Annotated in this window: 14 protein-coding genes; 3 read left to right on the top strand and 11 right to left on the bottom strand. The window is 52.6% G+C overall.

Translation table 11 applies throughout. The features are described 5' to 3' along the window. Positions 1–25: 25 nt before the first annotated feature. From EXY20_RS10070 to EXY20_RS10100, 7 genes are all read right to left on the bottom strand, one after another. Positions 26–1,639 carry an extracellular solute-binding protein gene (locus tag EXY20_RS10070; RefSeq protein ID WP_135550419.1) on the bottom strand — a complete coding sequence of 538 codons (1,614 nt, stop codon included), beginning with the start codon at positions 1,637–1,639 and terminating at the stop codon, positions 26–28. Between the two features lie 57 nt (positions 1,640–1,696). Continuing rightward, on the bottom strand, positions 1,697–2,584 hold the full coding sequence (locus EXY20_RS10075) for a carbohydrate ABC transporter permease (protein ID WP_207671246.1): 888 nt from the start codon (positions 2,582–2,584) through the stop codon (positions 1,697–1,699). A gap of 27 nt (positions 2,585–2,611) precedes the next feature. Beyond that, complete coding sequence (locus tag EXY20_RS10080; RefSeq protein WP_135550833.1) at positions 2,612–3,442, bottom strand: ABC transporter permease; 831 nt, start codon at positions 3,440–3,442, stop codon at positions 2,612–2,614. A 249-nt stretch (positions 3,443–3,691) separates the two neighbouring features. Then, complete coding sequence (locus tag EXY20_RS10085) at positions 3,692–4,864, bottom strand: exo-alpha-sialidase (RefSeq protein ID WP_135550421.1); 1,173 nt, start codon at positions 4,862–4,864, stop codon at positions 3,692–3,694. 741 nt (positions 4,865–5,605) lie between these two features. Next, a complete protein-coding gene (locus EXY20_RS10090; protein WP_135550423.1) occupies positions 5,606–6,634 on the bottom strand; it encodes an alpha/beta hydrolase family protein in 1,029 nt (342 codons plus the stop codon). Positions 6,635–6,774: 140 nt separating this feature from the next. Next, positions 6,775–7,470 (bottom strand): deoxyribose-phosphate aldolase, encoded by a 696-nt coding sequence (deoC, locus tag EXY20_RS10095; RefSeq protein ID WP_135550425.1) that lies wholly within the window; start codon positions 7,468–7,470, stop codon positions 6,775–6,777. Then, positions 7,467–7,862: a VOC family protein gene (locus EXY20_RS10100; RefSeq protein WP_167859165.1), complete on the bottom strand. Its 396-nt coding sequence runs from the start codon at positions 7,860–7,862 to the stop codon at positions 7,467–7,469. The genes deoC and EXY20_RS10100 overlap by 4 nt, the downstream gene beginning before the upstream one ends. Positions 7,863–7,988: 126 nt before the next feature. Here EXY20_RS10100 and EXY20_RS40405 point away from each other — a divergent pair, with 126 nt between their 5' ends. Next, positions 7,989–8,990 carry a protoglobin domain-containing protein gene (locus tag EXY20_RS40405; RefSeq protein ID WP_135550429.1) on the top strand — a complete coding sequence of 334 codons (1,002 nt, stop codon included), beginning with the start codon at positions 7,989–7,991 and terminating at the stop codon, positions 8,988–8,990. A 93-nt stretch (positions 8,991–9,083) separates the two neighbouring features. Next, entirely contained in the window at positions 9,084–9,830 is a 747-nt protein-coding gene (locus tag EXY20_RS10110) for a carbohydrate binding domain-containing protein (protein WP_135550432.1), read from the top strand. 72 nt (positions 9,831–9,902) lie between these two features. Here the strand turns inward: EXY20_RS10110 and EXY20_RS10115 are convergent, their stop codons facing one another. The 4 genes from EXY20_RS10115 to EXY20_RS10130 form a co-directional block, all read right to left on the bottom strand. Next, entirely contained in the window at positions 9,903–11,396 is a 1,494-nt protein-coding gene (locus EXY20_RS10115) for a discoidin domain-containing protein (RefSeq protein WP_135550434.1), read from the bottom strand. 89 nt (positions 11,397–11,485) lie between these two features. Continuing rightward, on the bottom strand, positions 11,486–13,033 hold the full coding sequence (locus tag EXY20_RS10120; RefSeq protein WP_135550436.1) for an extracellular solute-binding protein: 1,548 nt from the start codon (positions 13,031–13,033) through the stop codon (positions 11,486–11,488). Positions 13,034–13,084: 51 nt separating this feature from the next. Continuing rightward, the gene (locus EXY20_RS10125; protein WP_135550835.1) at positions 13,085–13,900 is read right to left on the bottom strand and encodes a carbohydrate ABC transporter permease; all 816 of its coding nucleotides are present in this window, start codon (positions 13,898–13,900) and stop codon (positions 13,085–13,087) included. Positions 13,901–13,961: 61 nt separating this feature from the next. Further along, a complete protein-coding gene (locus EXY20_RS10130; protein WP_407944909.1) occupies positions 13,962–14,915 on the bottom strand; it encodes an ABC transporter permease in 954 nt (317 codons plus the stop codon). Positions 14,916–15,153: 238 nt separating this feature from the next. On the opposite strand from EXY20_RS10130, the gene EXY20_RS10135 reads away from it, so the two are divergent. Further along, positions 15,154–17,397, top strand: a complete 2,244-nt coding sequence (locus tag EXY20_RS10135; protein WP_167859137.1) for a helix-turn-helix transcriptional regulator — start codon at positions 15,154–15,156, stop codon at positions 17,395–17,397. The last annotated feature ends 7 nt before the right edge of the window (positions 17,398–17,404 follow it).

Here is a 17,404-nt window from a genome sequence, read left to right on the forward strand (position 1 = left end):
CTCGCAATCGATCTCGCCATAGACCTCAATTTTTTATATAACGGTCATAAATCCCTTGATGAATCTTCAGCTTGTCGGCGAGACCCATTCTGTTCACTTCTTTGATATAGTTGTCCCACTCTTCATCAATGCCGCCACGAACGATCCACTTCACTTCCATCTCGGAAACATAGGAATCGATGTCCAGATCCAATACCTTCAGCTTGTCGGCTTCTTCCAGAGTCGAATAAACCGTTGACGGATATGTGTTTTTCTCCGGTACGATATTGTCCTTGTAAATCGTTTCGTAAGCGACGCCTCTGGCCGCATTGAGCGAGCTTTCAACGAGATTCAACGCTTCCTTGGTGCTGAACATTAACGGAATGAAATTAAGCGGCGCCACTTTCCCTTTAAATACCGCTTGCGATTCGTTGGCAGGCGGGGCTACTTCCGTAATTTTCCCGTCGGCCGATTTGGTCAAATGCGTGCCGAAAGGTCCGCGATGCAATTCATATTTCAGCTCGCCTTCGTTCATCGCATCCGCCAGGCGCATGCTGACTTCGGGATGCTTGTTGCTCGATGAAATCGAGAAGTAGTTCAATTGCACCCGATTGTCCTGTCTGCGCCAGAAGCGGTCGCCGTTGGGGCCTGCCACGGGTTCGATCGGGGCGTATTGGGCCAGCCTTTGGGCATTTCCGATTTCGCTGCCGCTGAAGCTGGTGAAGGAGCCGTACAGCGCGACATCCTTATTGTCAATCTTCGCGTTGAATTTTTTCTGATCCTGGGTGAACGCTTCCTGATCGATCAATCCCTCTTTATACAAGCGATGAAAATATTTAATGGCTTCCTTGTAGGCAGGCTGAACCGGTTCGTAGCGCACCTTCCCGTCAACGACGGCAAGCTTGCTTCCGGTCGGCTCCAGGACGCCAAACGCGCCGTACAGAACATGATGGCTATTGTTGATGTTGGAATAAATCATGCCGAGCGGAATTTCATCCGCCTTGCCATTTCCATTGGGATCCTTTTCCTTAAACGCTTTCAATACCGTATACAGTTCTTCTGTTGTTGTCGGCGTCTTCAGATTCAATTTCTTCAACCATTCCTGGTTCAGGAAGAAGCTGTTCCGATATTCAAAATACGGCTGGTTATAAACCCAGGGCAGGGAATAAATTTTCCCGTCCGGTGCTGTTGCCGCTTTCTTCACATTCGGGTTTTCATTCAAAAATCTCTTGATATTGGGCGCATACTTGTCGATCAAATCGTTCAGCGGCACCAGCAAGCCTTGCGAACCGTATCGCACCACATCGATCGAGTTCAATCCGGCAAAGAAAATATCCGGCAGCTCATGGCTGGCAAACATCAAATTGATTCTTTCGCCAATGCTTTCCGTGGGAATTTGATCCCATTTAATATTGACATTCGTCAGCTTCTCAAGCCGCTTCACCATCTCCATATCGTTGAAATCGCCATGATGAGCGGCTTTCAGAATAGCGGCGGATACGGAAATCTTCTCATTGACTACAGGAAGTCCGGATGCATTGAAGTTCTCTATTTTTTTCGCGCTTTCAACGGCAGCGGAATCGTTATTCTTCGTACACGCCGATAACAGGGAAACTACCGATAAAGCAATCAGCATCTGTGTGCCGATCCGTTTTTTCATAACTAAAGACACTCCCTTTAATAAGATTAACTATACCAAAAAAATGGACCTCTGCCTTCATCCTTTTAACGACCCGATCATGATGCCTTTGACAAAATATTTCTGCAGGAACGGATACAGGATGAGCACCGGAATGCTTGCCAAAATAATCGCTCCGTACTTGATCTGCTCGGCCAGCTGCAGCATGACCGACGAATCGAGATCCCCCATATCGAAGCTTTCCTGCACCTCATTTTGGATCAGAATATGTCTGAGCACGAGCTGCAGCGGGTATTTATGCTCATCGCGCAAATAAATCAAGGCCGAGAAAAAAGAATTCCAATGGCTTACCGCATAGAAAAGCACCATGACGGCGATAATCGCCTTCGACAAGGGCAACACGATCGTCATAAAAAACCGGATATTCGAGCATCCGTCGATGAAGGCGGCTTCCCTCACCTCCTCGGGGATGGATTGGATAAAAAACGTTCGGGCGACAATCAAATTCCACACGGCAATCGCATTGGGGATAATCAAGGCCCATAACGTATTGACCATGCCGAAATCTTTGACCAACAGATAGGTGGGCACCAACCCGCCGCCGAAGAACATCGTAAACACGATGATTGCCATAAAGAAGCCCCGCCCGTAAAAGTCTTTTCGGGATAACGGATAAGCTCCCGTAATCGTCAACACGACATTGATGCACGTTCCGATTGCCATATACAGCAACGAATTTTGGTAGCCCAACCAGAGCGTGTCATTTTGAAAGATTCGCTTATACCCCTCGAACGAAATGTCTTGCGGAAACAGCCACATTTGTCCGGTATTGACCTCATAAGGATCGCTGAAAGAGGCAATGACAATAAAATAAAGCGGGTAAATAACGATGGCGCATAACAGAATTGTCAACGTATAATTGAGCGCATCGAATAAACGGTCTTCACGACTCCTTGCCTTAATCAACCCTAATCCTCCCTTTGCCAAAACGGATTACCACAGACTGGATTGCGTTCGTTTTCTGGCGATCCGGTTCACGGCAATTAACAGGATCAAGTTAATGATGGAATCAAACAGGCCAATGGCCGACGAATAACTGATTTGCGAGCCCAACAGGCCGGTTTTGTAGACATAGGTGGCAATGACCTCCGATGAAGCGATATTCAGCGGCGTCTGCAGCAAAAACGTTTTTTCGAAACCGACGGTTAGCAAAGATCCGAAATTCAAGATCAAGAGGATCACTGCCGTTGGAATGATGCTTGGAAAGTCGATGTGCCGAATCCGTTGAAATTTATTCGCCCCATCCACAATCGCCGCTTCATGAAGACCCGGGTCGACGCCGGCAAGCACGGCCAAATAAATGATCGCTCCCCATCCGGCATGCTGCCAAACGCCCGAAAAAACATGAAGGGTTTGAAACCAACCGGTTTCTCCGAAGAAATAGATCGGCTTTCCGCCCAAAAACGTTATCAAGTGGTTGACCAGACCCGTAGAGGGGGACAGAAAAACAGCCATCATCCCGACCAGGACGACAGTCGAAATAAAATGCGGCGCATAGGTAATCGTTTGTACGAACCGCCTGAACCGATTCCTGGTGATCTGATTCAATGACAATGCCAGTATGATCGGCACCGGGAAGCCGACAAGCAAGTTATACACGCTTAAGCCCAGTGTGTTTTTGATCAATTTCCAAAACTGCCGGGATTGAAAAAAACGCTCAAAGTGGTCAAACCCGATCCATGGACTGCCCGTTATGCCCTTGGCCGCATTAAAATCCTTGAAAGCAATTTGCAAGCCGTACATCGGACCGTAATGAAAAATCATAAAATACAGGAAAGTAGGCAAAAACAACAAATACAATTGATAATTCTGCAGGACGCCAAGCCATCTTTTTCTGCCTGTTGCTGTGATGTGTAGCCCTCCTTGGCAGTGTCAAGTAGTTACGCCGAATCCCCGGAGTATGCCCCCCCCTTCCGATGTTCTGACAGCGTTTGCATGATTCATACTAGTAACTCCCCGGCGGAAAGTAAATACGCGGTCCTTAATACCCGTATGCGATTTTTAACTTGCTCGCTAATAGATCAAACTTCTGAAATTGCGCACGGTATGAAACGTAATCAGGTTGCCGTCATGCGCATTTTTGGCGCGCTCGTCGCCGGATCGGCTGAGCACATGCAGGTCCTCGCCATCGATCGCCATACTTGCATAATGCCTGGATTGATTATTGCCGGCTGCCATGGCTACCAAGCCTGCGAAGCACCAATCGATGCAGTTTTTGGAGAAATGCAGCTGCAGTCGCTGCCGCTCATTGTTCGGCAGTCCATAACGATCGTCCGGCAGCAACCCGGCTCGGGTCATACTGTCGGTTGCCTGCGTGCTCAGCAGCCAGAACAGGGAAGACACGTCATCGTATACAAGGTGAAACTTCATTTGGCCCCCGGGACAAGGCACATACAAGACTTTTTTTCCCGAAGGCACCGTTTCGAGCATCGTCGTCATGCTTCCGTCTTCCTGCTCCACCACCTTGGCGATCGCCGCATATCCCGTTCCTCCCGTATGCGCCCGGCTCCACAAATGAAACGTACGGCCGCCGGGATCATGCCAATAATGAGCGGGATCCCGGAATTGGACAACGTTCGTTTCCAGCCAGCCGATCGGCACGCATTTCCTTCCGGGTGCAGCTTCCACGCTTTCGCCCTCTTGCGTTTGATAGAAGGGAACGCCAAAATAATCCAGCTCGTCTATCGAAACGATGTCCCGGAACACCAGCTCCGAGGCGAAGGTCCAGTTCTCCCTTGCGGTCAGATCCGCATCGACATGTCCGCGCATCAGCACGGGGGCTTCCACACAAAACGGCGGAAACGAGGTCACATCGCGATACGGTCTTTTGTTCATGACCAGATAGATATACTCGCCGGCATAATGTACATTGCAAGGGGCTTGCGTCCATTGTTCGCCTTCGGTCAATGTAACCGGATCCGACCAGCTCAACCCGTCGTCATCCGAACGCACGATGGTCAAATCGCCGGTCAATCCCAGAATGTACACCGAGCTTCCGGCCGTGAACGGACGGGCATGCATAAAAGGGAAGTCCAGCACGTGCTCCCATCGATCCGTGCCGTCCTTGCGAATGAACGCCTTCCCCATCGTATATTCGCCATAGCGAATGCCCTTGGGGCCTTCCAGATTCGTTACCCCTTTGCCCCCAAGATCCAGCGTCGCGATCATGCGTCCATTACGGAGCATCGCAATTCCGGGGCTGTAGCAATAAAGTTGCGCCGGATCGGGCGATTCAAAAACAATCGTTGGAGCGTCTGCTATTGGATGTCTTGGCATTGTCGTTTCCTTTCATTGTGGGAGATTTTCCATAATAATCCTTAAATTTTAAAATTAACTACATAAACAAATTTGTTTAAAAATCACCCCTTTTCAAATGTAATCCGTCCTCTTTAAGTAAGCGCATAAAGGGAGCGAAACAAGCAATATGCGAAATAACAAGTCCATATGCGAAAGGTAAGATGAAGGAGAAAAGCTGGCTTGGCCGGCAACCGGGGCCGGGCCGATGCAAGGAAGGCAGGCCTTGTGAGTGAGGAGCGCCTATCATGGAGCAGACACTTTGCTTCATGTGCCATCCCCTCCCATCCGCCAACTCCCCCTTGCAAAATAGGCCCTATTTTCTTGCCTATTTCGCCAAAAACGGGCCGCCCAAGCGAAATAGCCAGTGATTTCACTGGCTATTTCGCTTGAAGTGCCTGTTTGAAAGCGATCTGGGGCAAATAACCAGTGTTTTCACTGGCTATTTCCAACAAGCCGCCCGAGATGAGGCAAATAGGCCATTTTTCATGGGCTATTTTGGTTGCCCGGCAATAATCGGGCCACTTTGGGGGCGACTCGTCAGGATAGGCTTCTTGCAGCAGCGCGCGATGTATACAAAAAAGCTTATGCCGATTGGCATAAGCCTGCTCTTGCTGTGTCCGGAGACGAAGCCTATAAGTACCGCTTGAAAAAAGCGAACGCCTTGCCGCCGGCAAACGCGTGCCCGCCGGAAAAAATGTCGGCCTCCAGCCGATCGGCCGCTCCCGCCGCTTCATAGATCGCTTTGACCCCTTCGTACCCTTTCATCAGGTCCTGAAAATAAAAACAATCGTCGTACATCCCCATCTCCACAAGCAGCGGCCTGGGGGCGATCAGGCCGGCGATGTCGTGGGTGTCGAAATACTTGTACAAGTCCGGCACGACCTGCGAGCCGCAAAAATTGCCGCGCGCGATCCCGAAACCGCGGAACGGGTTGATGTATCCGCTGATGTCGGCCGCCTTGATTCGCGGTTCGACCGCCGCGGCAAACGCCGTCATCGTGCCGCCGAAGCTGAGCCCGATCATGCCGATCCGCTCCGGATCGACTTCCGGCCGCGTCTGCAAGTAATCGACGCAGCATTTGATATCCCACACGTTCAGCATGGCGGGGTTGATGCCGAGAATCGTACCTTTGACGTAGTTGTGGTTGCAGGCATCCGACTTGTTCGCCGTATCGTTGCGCTCGCCGAACCCGCGCAGATCGGGCATAATCGTCAGGAAGCCGGCTTTGGCCAACTGCTCGCCGTAGTTGTAATTCATCCGCGCAATCAGCGCGTCGTACTCCGGCCCCGAACGGACGCCGGCTACCGCGTCCTTGCTGCGGTCGACCGGATGGCCGTGGCAGCATATGATCGCCGCGTGACTGCGGTCCGCCTGCATCGCAGCCGGGCGAAGGACCACGCACGGCACGGACGCAAACGCCTCCGAATCGAAAATAACCCGTTCGCGGATCAGATCGCCGTCCGCTGCCGCATACTCTACTTCCGCAGCCAAATCGACGCGCGCCGGAAATTCGCCAAGCAGTTCGAGGAACTTGCCGCTCGCCTGTTCCCGCCATTCCGCCCACTCTTCCTTGCCGCTGCCCCGAAACGAAAGCTGCGGTGTCCATTCTTGCACCATGTGCCGCCAATACGCCGACATCCCGAAATTTCTGTTCGCCATTGTGTTGCTCCTTTTGAGAAATAGTTGGTGGTTGGGTTTAGTAATCGATTACTTTTTCGGGTTTAAGCGAGAACCGTCGCTCTCAACATACTCCCCCCGCGGAAATAAGCCATGAAAAATGGCTTATTTCCGCAGGCGGCTCAATACCCGCCAGCCTTTCCGCCGGCGCCGGTGACAATCGCTACCCCCGAGCTTGTGCCGAGCCTTGTAGCTCCCGCCGCAATCATCGCCCGCGCCGCCGCAAGGTCGCGGATGCCGCCGGCGGCTTTGACGCCGAGCGCGTCGCCAACGGCCGCACGCATGAGCGCCACATCGGCAACCGTCGCCGTACCCGGCCCGAAGCCGGTCGACGTCTTGACGAAGTCGGCCCCCGCTTCGGCAACAAGCCTGCAGGCGAGCGTTTTTTCCTCGTCGGTCAAATAGCCGGTTTCCAGAATTACCTTCACAATCGCGCCGCCCCGGCACGCTTCCACGACGGCGGCAACGTCGCGCCGCACAAAGTCGGCATCGCCCGACTTCAACGCGCCGATGTTCAGCACCATATCGACATCCGTGGCGCCGAGCGCTACCGCTTCCCGCGCTTCCGCCGCTTTGGCCGCCGAAGTCGTGCTGCCGAGCGGGAAACCGACCACGGTCGTCACCCCGACGTCGGTGCCGGACAACCGCTTCGCCGCAAGCGGCACCCAGTGCGGGTTCACGCATACGGTTGCAAACCGATACTGCGCCGCCTCCTCGCACAACCGCACGATCATCGCATCCGTGGCGTCGGGTTTCAGCAGCGTATGATCGATCATCCCTGCAATGACGGCGTCGAACGCCGCTACCTGGTCGCTCATTGCCTTCCCTCTCGCTGAAAAAACTCGATCCATTCCCCATCCGGGCCGGCGAAAAAAAAGTACCTCGCCCCGTTCGGCAGCGTCGTAATCTCCTCGTCGATCTGCGGGACGTTCAGCCCGCGAATCCTCACAAGCTCCGCTTCGATGTCGTCGACCGTGATCGCCACATGATGCACGCGGCCTTCGATCGCCAGCTTGCCGGTATACCCTTCGATCAGCTCGACTTCCGTTTCGCCGTCGATGCGAAAACCGAGAAACGCCAGACGGATCACGCCGTCCGTGTGCAGCATCGTGCTTTTGTGCGTCATGCCGACAATCGCTTCGTAGAACGCGATCGATTTTTCCAGATTCGATACCATGATCCCGACGTGTTCAACCTTTTTGCCTGCCAGATCGTTTCCCTCCCCGCATGAGCATGAACGTATTTTACCATATTTTCTCCGCTACGATCTATCATGTTATACTAGCGAAAGCGGCCATTTGGCTGAAATCTCCTTTTTCCTGAAAGGAATCTCCGCATGAGCAAACTCCCGGCAGCACGACAGCAGCAATTGGCTTATTGCCGCATTACCGAACACGATTTGACCCTGCTCAGGCGCCACCGCGATACGTTTGTTGCCATCGTCGACGAACTGGTGGACGAGCTGTACGAGCAGATCGTCAAGCAGGACGAACTGAAAACCATCATCAACAAGCATAGTACGCTCGACCGGTTAAAAATGACGCAGCGCCAATACTTCGTGTCGCTGGCCGACGGCGCGATCGACGAAGCCTATATCGCCCACCGCCTGTTCGTCGGCAACGTGCACTCCCGCATCGGTTTGACGACCAACTGGTATCTCGGCACTTATTTGCTTTACCTGGATATCGCTACCGTTCATTTGAAGGAGAAGGTGCCCGGGGAATGGCTGGCGATTACGCATTCGCTCACGAAGCTGTTCAACTTCGACAGCCAGCTGGTGCTCGAAGCGTACGAAGCCGAGGAGAAGGCGCGCATCCAGCGGCTCGCCGACAAACAGGGCCACCTGCTGGTCGGCATCACCTCCGCCATCCAGGAGCTGGCCGCGATGATGGTCGAGCTGAGCGGCAGCAGCCAGGCCGTGGCGGAAACCGCGATCCATACGGCGGAGTCGCAGCAGAAGACGCACGAGATGGTGCGGGGCTTGCAGCAGGAAGTCGAAGCGATTCACGAGATGGGCTCGCTGATGAAGGAAATTTCCGATCAGACGCACTTGCTTGGCCTGAATGCGGCGATCGAAGCCGCCCGCGCCGGCGAGCAGGGCCGCGGCTTCAATGTCGTCGCGGGCGAGGTTCGCAAGCTGGCGACACGTTCGCACGATGCGTTGACCGGGATCGAAAGCAAGCTGCAAGCGATTACGAATGCGCTTACGCACGTGGAGCGCGAATCGGAGCGCACGGCGCACAGCGCCCGCACGCAGGCCGCCAGCTCGCAGCAGCTGTCCGCTTTCGTCCATATGATCGAGAAGGTAACGCTCGAGCTGGAGGCGCTCAAGGAGTAGCCTCCTGCCAACAATTGGTCTGTTGAAGTCGCGAACGGGCTGCAATTGTTGCAGAAAGTACAGCAATTCCGCTGCTGTCGATGGAGACAGGTGGTGGAGCAGCAGGTGGACGCTTACGAGCCGAATACGCCATACATGGTTTCGTACCTGGGGAAACGATACGGGGCCGTCGGCTACCGGGCCCAGGCGTACGACTATACGACCGGGACGATTCCGGGCCAGGCTTACTTCACCAATACGGCGTGGACCCGCCATGAGTTCGGCTTCACGACGCCGGCAGCGGGGCACGACGTGCGCATCCGCGTCTACAACTTGTCCGCATCGCCTGCGGGGCAGTCGATCGCTTTCGACAACGTGCATGCTTATCCGGCGCTGGCGGGCACGCAGCTTGCCAACGCCGGCTTCGAAACCGCCGACCGCTGGGATGCCACGCTGCCCCGCTACTGGAAACGCGGCGCAACGACGCTTGCCGCCAACGCGGTGCTGGACACGGCGGACCGGTCGGCCGGGCTCGGCTCGCTGAAGCTCGTCTCTGCCGGCAGCGGTTCTCTTCAGGAGCTGATCTATACGTGGAAGGGATATATGCCGGGCGCCGGCTATACGTTCAGCTTCGACGGCAAGGTTGCAGGCGCGGCGGGAGGCCGGGTGCAGATCGTCGACACCTCGACGAGCGCCGTCCTCGTGGACGAAACCGTAAGCTCGACCGCCTGGACCACCGTCTCGGCGTCCTTCACGGCTCCCGCGAGCCATGACCATACGCTGCAGGTGATCCTGCAGCCGAACGATCCGGCCGTCTCCGACATGTTCCAGGTCGACCAACTGCAGTTGATCTCGCAGTAGAGTAGCTTCCGGTTGACCCCCCCTGTCGCGATGTGACAGGGGGGTTTTGGGGGTTTATTTTACGTCGCTCAATTAATTGGCGGTAACGACGAAGTCGTCGATCCAGAATTTGATATTGTCGGCCCTGAACCCGGAAGCTCCCGGATTCGTGATCGGCAATCCCCACGAGGCTTGCCAGCCAGGCACCGAATTGTAGTAGCCCGCGGACAAATGGCTGCTTAGCGTTTGGCCGTTGGCCGCGGTTCCATTGCTGTTGTCCAGCCACGAAGCAACCAAAACGTTGTTTCGATAAAGCTGGATTTGAACGGTTCCGCCCGTCTTATTCGTGACTTTCGCTTTGAAATCGTAGACGGTAGTCGAATCGTGCGCCAAATTCGTCATCCCGACTCCGGCCCAGGAGATGGCTTGCTGTCCGGCGCCGAAGTTCGGCTGATCCGCATCCGTAAAGAGCGTATAATAAACCCCGCTGTTCGCGACCAGATTCGACGGTCCGCTCCATCCCTGGGCCGGCAATTTGCGTTTCGCCACGACGACGTTGTTCGTCCTGTCGAATTGCAAGACATACAAATTGTATTGGGTTTGATATCTGAGCCAGACGTCTACCGCATCCGCGCTATCAACGGCATAACCATCCTGTCCGAACGGGGCGGATTTGTATTTCCAGGAGATCGTCGCGTTGCCGATGGCAAAGCTGCGCGTATTCGTGCGGTAGAACCAACGATCCCCCCACTCATTCGGTTTGCCTGAAAAGCCCCAGCCATTGTCGGCCACGAATTTCCCGGTATCCGCTTCCCAAATGGCGGAAGGATTGTTCGGCCCCGAAGTCCCGTTATTGGGGAACGTGCCGCCTGCGTATGTCGTATAATCGGTTATAATTTGACCGTTCGTATAGCTGTTGAAATTATCTTGGACAATGATGTTTCCAGGTGTTGGCGTTGGTGTTGGTGTTGGCGTTGGCGTTGGAGTTGGCGTTGGTGTTGGTGTTGGCGTCGGTGTCGGGGTCGGTGTTGGCGTCGGGGTCGGAGCGCCATCCGCCGTCCATGCCTGCACTTCCACGTAGTAGCCCCATCCGTTCGAAGTGCTGCCGTTCGTAAACAAGCGTATATACCTCGCATTCACTGTCGGGAACTGGATTTCTTTCCCCGCGCCAGTCTCGGCGTATTCCGCGTCCGAACCGGTTCCTTGTCCGGCGCTATTGTTCGTATCGTTATTGAAGACGGTCGTTTTCGTGTTGAAATTCGGATCGTTGGATAATTGGATGATGACATCGTGAAACGTTCTGCCGTCTCCGTAATAGTGCCAAAGATTGACTTTGTCGATGTCATAGCTCGCCCCGAAATCGATCTTGATCCAGGTCACTCCCGTCGCGACCGACGTATAGCTGCCCGTACCGGTGTTCCCGTCCGTCGTGAGAGCAGGGCTCGAGATTGCCCCGCTGCTGGTCGGAATTTTCCCCAGGGCAACGTTCGTGCTCGCTGCCGATGAGCGGTTGGCGGGCATAACAAGAAGTACGGTCATCAACGAAAGGATAAGCGGCACCAGAACAACCTTCATGCGTTTTGGCATCAGTCACACACTCCTTTAATGGATTGGCAATCGAGGTTGCCTTTCGATGCAGCCCCCGATTAGGAGGGCTGCATCGAAGTCGGCAACAATCATTTAATGCGGTTATAGGCCGTTTTGTAAATATCCAGCATCTTGTCGATCCCCAGCTTGTTCGCCTCGCTTACATAGGCGTCCCACTCGGTTAAGCTTCTTTGCCCGAGAATGAATTTGGCGATATTTTCGTCGCGGTGCTTTTTGATCGCTTCGCCGGTCAGGTTTACCGATTCCGTTTCTTTTTCGTTCAGCGGCGGATTCGGCTGGAACGGCGCGTCGAATTGCCTTGCTTTTTTGTAAGCCGCTTGAAGCTCCGGCGTAGCGACGGACAAATGCGCGTCGTAATCGATCCACGTATAGGCACCGTTCGTTGCCAGCCCCGTTTTCGTTCGCAAATCCGCGATATCCTTATAATCGGATTTGATTTTCTTGACGCCTTGTTCGACGACATAGGTGACGCCTTCTTTTCCCCAGCTGGCCATATTCCTCGCTTCCTCCGAATAATAGAAGTCGATATATTTCATCGCTTCCGGTATTTTTTTCGAGGTGGAGGCTACCGTCAGCCCGGATTCCAGAAAATGCACGGATGCGTTCAGTTGCTTCCCGTTCGGACCGGCCGGCGGTTCCATGAATGCGAGGTTGAACGCCGGATTCTCCGCACGCAGCGCACTGTTGAAAAAGTCGATACGGCCGATATAATCGATTGTGATGAAGGCTTTATTGGTAGAGATGATGTCCTGCCACTGCTTCGTATCGATGGAAAGCCACTCCGGAGGAATCAAGCCTTCCTGGTAAAATTTATGCAAGTATTCAACAAGCGATTTGTAGTTTTGTTCTGTCGGTCCGTAGCGCCATTCTTTCTTGTCGAAATCGTAATATTCCTTGTACCATGTGTTGAATTCCGGTCCCATGTTGAGCAGTTTGTCCAAACCGTCCCGCCAGGCGAGCGGATAGCTGTTCGGATAGAGCTGTTTCAATTGCCTGAGAACGTTGTAGAGCTCGTCAAACGTTTTGGGCGGGGCAATATTGTGCTTTTTGAAAATATCTTCGCGATAATGCCAGATCATCCGGTTGGTCTCGCCGAAGCCTTCGTTCGGGAACATATACATTTTCCCGTCGTAGGACTTCGCTTGCTCGACGGCGGCAGGATATTTCTTCATCCACGCCTTGAAGTTCGGCATAAGATCGACATAATCGAGAATATTCGCGAGCGCGCCTTGCTGACCGAACCGGTTCGCCTCCTGATGGGTCGTCATGTACATCAGGTCCGGCATATTCCCCGAGGCGACGACCAGGTTCAATGTTTCCGACAATTTGCCGGAAGGAAGCTGCACGTCGAGCGTGACACCCGTCTTTTCTTTGTACATGTCCCAGATTAGCCAATCTTTCTTGTAAGGCCAAGTCGGGTGGCTTTCCGTCAGCATCGAAAGCGTTATTGCTTTCATCGGCTCTTTCCCGCCAGGCTGCGGCGATTCCGACGGCTTCGCCGAATTCGATGCCGGCGCTCCGCCGGGCGCGTTCGATTGCTGTTTGCTGCCGGAGCAGCCGGCTGCAAGCGTGAGCGCAAGAACGGCGGCCATAAACAAAACCAGCGATTTCTTCATTCCACACTTCCCCCTTCAGATGAATTATTTTCCCACTGTGAACTTGTATGATCAACCCTTGATTGCCCCGATCATGACTCCTTTGACGAAATACTTCTGGAGGAACGGGTACAACAAGAGAATGGGAACGGTTGAAACCATAATGACGGTATATTTCAACGATTCTTCAACCACGATCGAATCCGCCCGGGTCGTTTCGCTCATGTTCGAAGACCCGATGATCACGAGGTTTCGGAGAATGACCTGCAGCGGAAACAAGCTCTCGTCGCGCAAATACAGCAGCGGCAGATAGAAGTTGTTCCACAGGCCCACCGCATAGAACAATCCGATTGTCGCCAGGACAGGCTTGGATAGCGGCAAGACGATTCTGGCAAAGATGCCGATATCGTTCAGTCCGTCTATTCGTGCGGATTCCTCCAGATCCTGCGGGATATTAGAAAAAAACGTGCGCATGACGATCAAATTCCATGTGCTTACGACGCCGGGCAACACCATCGCCCAAACGGTATCGATCAGACCGAGCTCCTTGACGACCAGAAAAGTCGGAATCATGCCGCCGTTGAACAGGATGGTGAAGACGATCATGATCAGGAAGCCTTTGCGGAACCAGAAGTTCCTCTTGGATAAGGCGAATGCTCCCATCGATGTAACCAGCAGGGCGAGCAAAGTGCCCAGAACGGTATATATAATGGTGTTTTTGTATGCGGTCAGTATTCTCCCGTCGCCAAGTATCAACTTGTAAGTATCGAAATTGACGCCTTTCGGCCATAGCGTAACTTCGCCTTTCATGACGAACACGTTTTGACTGACGGAGACCGAGGCCATATAGATAAACGGATACAACGTGGCGACGACGACGACGAGCATGAGGATTCCGTTTACAATCGGAAATAAGCTTGTTTTTCTGGCGGGCAATGGGAAGTCTCCTTTACCACAGACTCTCGTCTCCGAGCTTTCTGCTTATGGTGTTGGCGCTCAGAAGAAAGACCAGACTGATGACGCCGGTGAATAAGTCGATTGCCGTAGCGTAGCTGAAGTTGCCCTGGATGATGCCGACCCGATAGACATAAGTGCTGATAATGTCCGCCGTTTCGTAGGTCGCCGCGTTATACAGCAAAAATACCTTCTCGAAGCCGATCTCCAGTACTTGGCCGACATTCAGGATGAACATGATGACGATCACGGGCAAAATGCCGGGAAACGTCACATGGGCAACCTTTCTCCAGCGATTCGCCCCGTCTATTTCCGCCGCCTCGTAAAGCTGGGGATCGATCGCCGTTACCGCGGCCAAATAAATAATGGAAGACCATCCGATATGCTGCCACACTTCCGAGCTGATATAGATGGTCCGAAAAAAACCCGGTACAACCATGAAATTGACGGACTCGAAGCCGAAAGCGCGGATCCCTTTGTTCACAATGCCGAACGTAGGGGAGAGAAACAAGGTCACCATTCCCGCGACTACCACGTTGGATATAAAATGGGGCAAATAACTGACGGTTTGCACGAAACGCTTGAACGCCTGATTTTTCAACTCGTTCAGCAGCAGAGCGAGTATAATCGGCGCCGGAAATTCGAACAGCAGCCGGTACACCCCGAGCAGGAACGTATTTCTGATCAGCTTGTAGCAGTCGGGATTGTTGAAGAAGAGCCGGTAATATTTGAACCCGACCCATTCGCTGGCCCATATTCCTTTAAAGATGTTGTAATTCTTGAACGAAACTGCGATTCCGAATATCGGCAAATACTTGAATAGCAGGTAATAGAGCAGACAGGGCAGGAAGAGCAGCAGTAAATATTTGTTGGCCTGGAACGTCTTTCTCCATTTCTTGTTTTTTGGCGCGATCATCAAGTCTGTGTTGCCGTCTGCCGGAAAATCCATTGACATGCTTCGAACTCCCTTCTTCGTGCTTGTCGTCCTGACGCAAATGTATGCCATTTCATGCCTTCAAGCTATCGATTGTTTTGCATATCAATCAACCAATCCCGCGGATGTGGAGAATGTGCAGATGGAGTCGAACAAATGCATATCGCAGCTTGCCTTGACTTGCTTCTCATCCCTATACGGGGGGATTATAATAGGGGTGTATGGAAAGAGAGGGAATAAGGGGAGGGTTGTTATGGTGAAGCTGGCGTCTCTTGCGAACAGAACGAAATCGCATTACATCCGCTTGATCGCCGGTTTCCTTCTTATCGTCATGCTGCTGATCGGCTTCAATTTCATGTCTTTCGCTTTTTTTCAAAAAGCGGTATACAGGGAAATCATCAAGTACAACAATTTAAATCTCAAGCACACGGTGGACAACTACGAAAGCTATCTTGTCCTGATCCGGAATATGCTGCTCAGCGAGTCCGGCGGCACCAACGTCATCGCGCTCGGCAACAGCCCGGACATGGACTTCTGGATCGCCAACCAAATCCGGCTTGAGCTGGAACAGATCGTTACCAATCCTTTCCTGTATCTGGACAACGTCATTATCCATATGAAGGACAAATCTTACGTCATTCAGAAAAACAACGTGATTGCGTATCAGGATTTTATGCAGAAATATTATCGCAACGATCGCTACAGCCCCGAATTTTGGCGGAACGAGCTGGAAGGAAATTTTCTGTTCCACATTTATCCTGCCGCCGAATTTGCGGATTTCACCTTTGCCTCCGACAAACAGACGAACCGCTACATTCCGATCATCGTCAATAACCGATATGCAACGAATTTGACCATCATGGCGTTTCTGGACGCCGAGAAGCTGCACCGGGCCTTCCATCACTCCATCAACGACAAATTGATCATCATCGACGACGATAACCGCATCATCTTCGCTTCGGATCGTCAAGATCAGTCTGAAATCCTCCCCGTTTTCACACCGGACAGCGCTTTCAAGAAGAAGGGGGACAGCTACTATTTTTATCAGCAGGGAGCTTCTTCCCGTTTAACGTATATCAACATTATTCCGATTGATTATATTTCGTCCCAAATTTTTCATCTCAAAATGATTTTCTACTCGCTGCTGGCCGTTTCCGTCATCGTTGGCTTTCTGCTCTCGCTTTGGATGACCAACCGGTTCCATCTTCCGATCAAAAAAATACTGGAAGCGATCCAGAATACGCGCTCCAACGGTTCCATCCGAACGAAGATCAAGGAATTCGATCTGATCCACACCAAAATTTCGGAAATGATGCTTGCCAATGATGCGATACAAGAGGATCTGTCCACTACAAATTCGATCGTCCAGCATTACGCCTACATCAACAAATTGAAAAAAATCCGCATGAACGGGGACAAAAACAAAGACTTGCATTTTGCCGACAAGCCCTTCGTTCTTGTCTTGTTCAAGCTCATCTTCAAACCAAACGCCGACAGCACGTCCGAAATCAATGAAGAAAGGGCGGTTTCCCATTACAGGGAGCTCGTGTACCGCTCCTTCTCGGAACGGTACACGGATTCGCATACGCTACAACTCGAACACGATCAAATTTTGTCCGTTCTGTTCCTTCAGGAAGGAATAAGTCTGATTACGATTCTGCAGCAAATGAAACAAGTGTTCGATATCGATCGGGACTACCTCTCCATCGCCATTGCCGTCAGTCCGGCGGAAAGCCACTCCTCCCAGCTTACGGTCGCCTATCAGCGGGTGAGCGACCTGATAGAGCGGCGCAGGCTGTCGGATGGCGCACAAATTATTGTCACGGCGGAAACGAAGCACGCGCCATTCGTATGGACAGGCGCTCAGGAGCATCAATTTTTGACCAGACTGCTGTACGGGAATGCCGAAGACGCCATCGAATGGATCGATGACAGAATCGATCATCTGCAGGAGGAAGGCGCTTCGGCCGTCCGACTATTTGAATTTTCCGAATCGGCCGTCGCCATCGTCAAAAAGGAGATGCAAGCGCGACAATTGCGCATGGAGGAAATGGCCGGCGAGATAAGCGAACGGATCAAGCGCTGCCATACGCCGGAAGAGCTCAAGCTGTTGCTGGGAACGTTTGTCCGGCAGGCAAAAACCGGGATGGAGAAGCGGGAGAAAAACCCGGACCCGATTATCCGGTTCGTCACCGAGCACTTGAACGATCATCTGGATACGGATGTATCCCTCGACTGGCTGGCGGAAAAACTGAATCTTTCGGCCGGCTACCTTTCTACTTATTTCAAAGAAAAAACCGGAAGCAACTACCTGGAATATGTCAACCAGCTTCGCATCGATCGGGCCAAATTGCTGTTGCAAAGCTACAACATGCGTATCCAGCAAATATCCGAAAAAATCGGTTATACGAACGTAAACTCTTTTATCCGCATGTTCAAAAAATATACGGGCATTACGCCGGGAGAATATCGCAAAAAAATCGGCCTCGACCGCTGATTTCGAT

It is taken from the genome of Paenibacillus cymbidii (assembly GCF_004764705.1).
In the GTDB taxonomy this organism is placed as follows: domain Bacteria; phylum Bacillota; class Bacilli; order Paenibacillales; family NBRC-103111; genus Paenibacillus_AN; species Paenibacillus_AN cymbidii.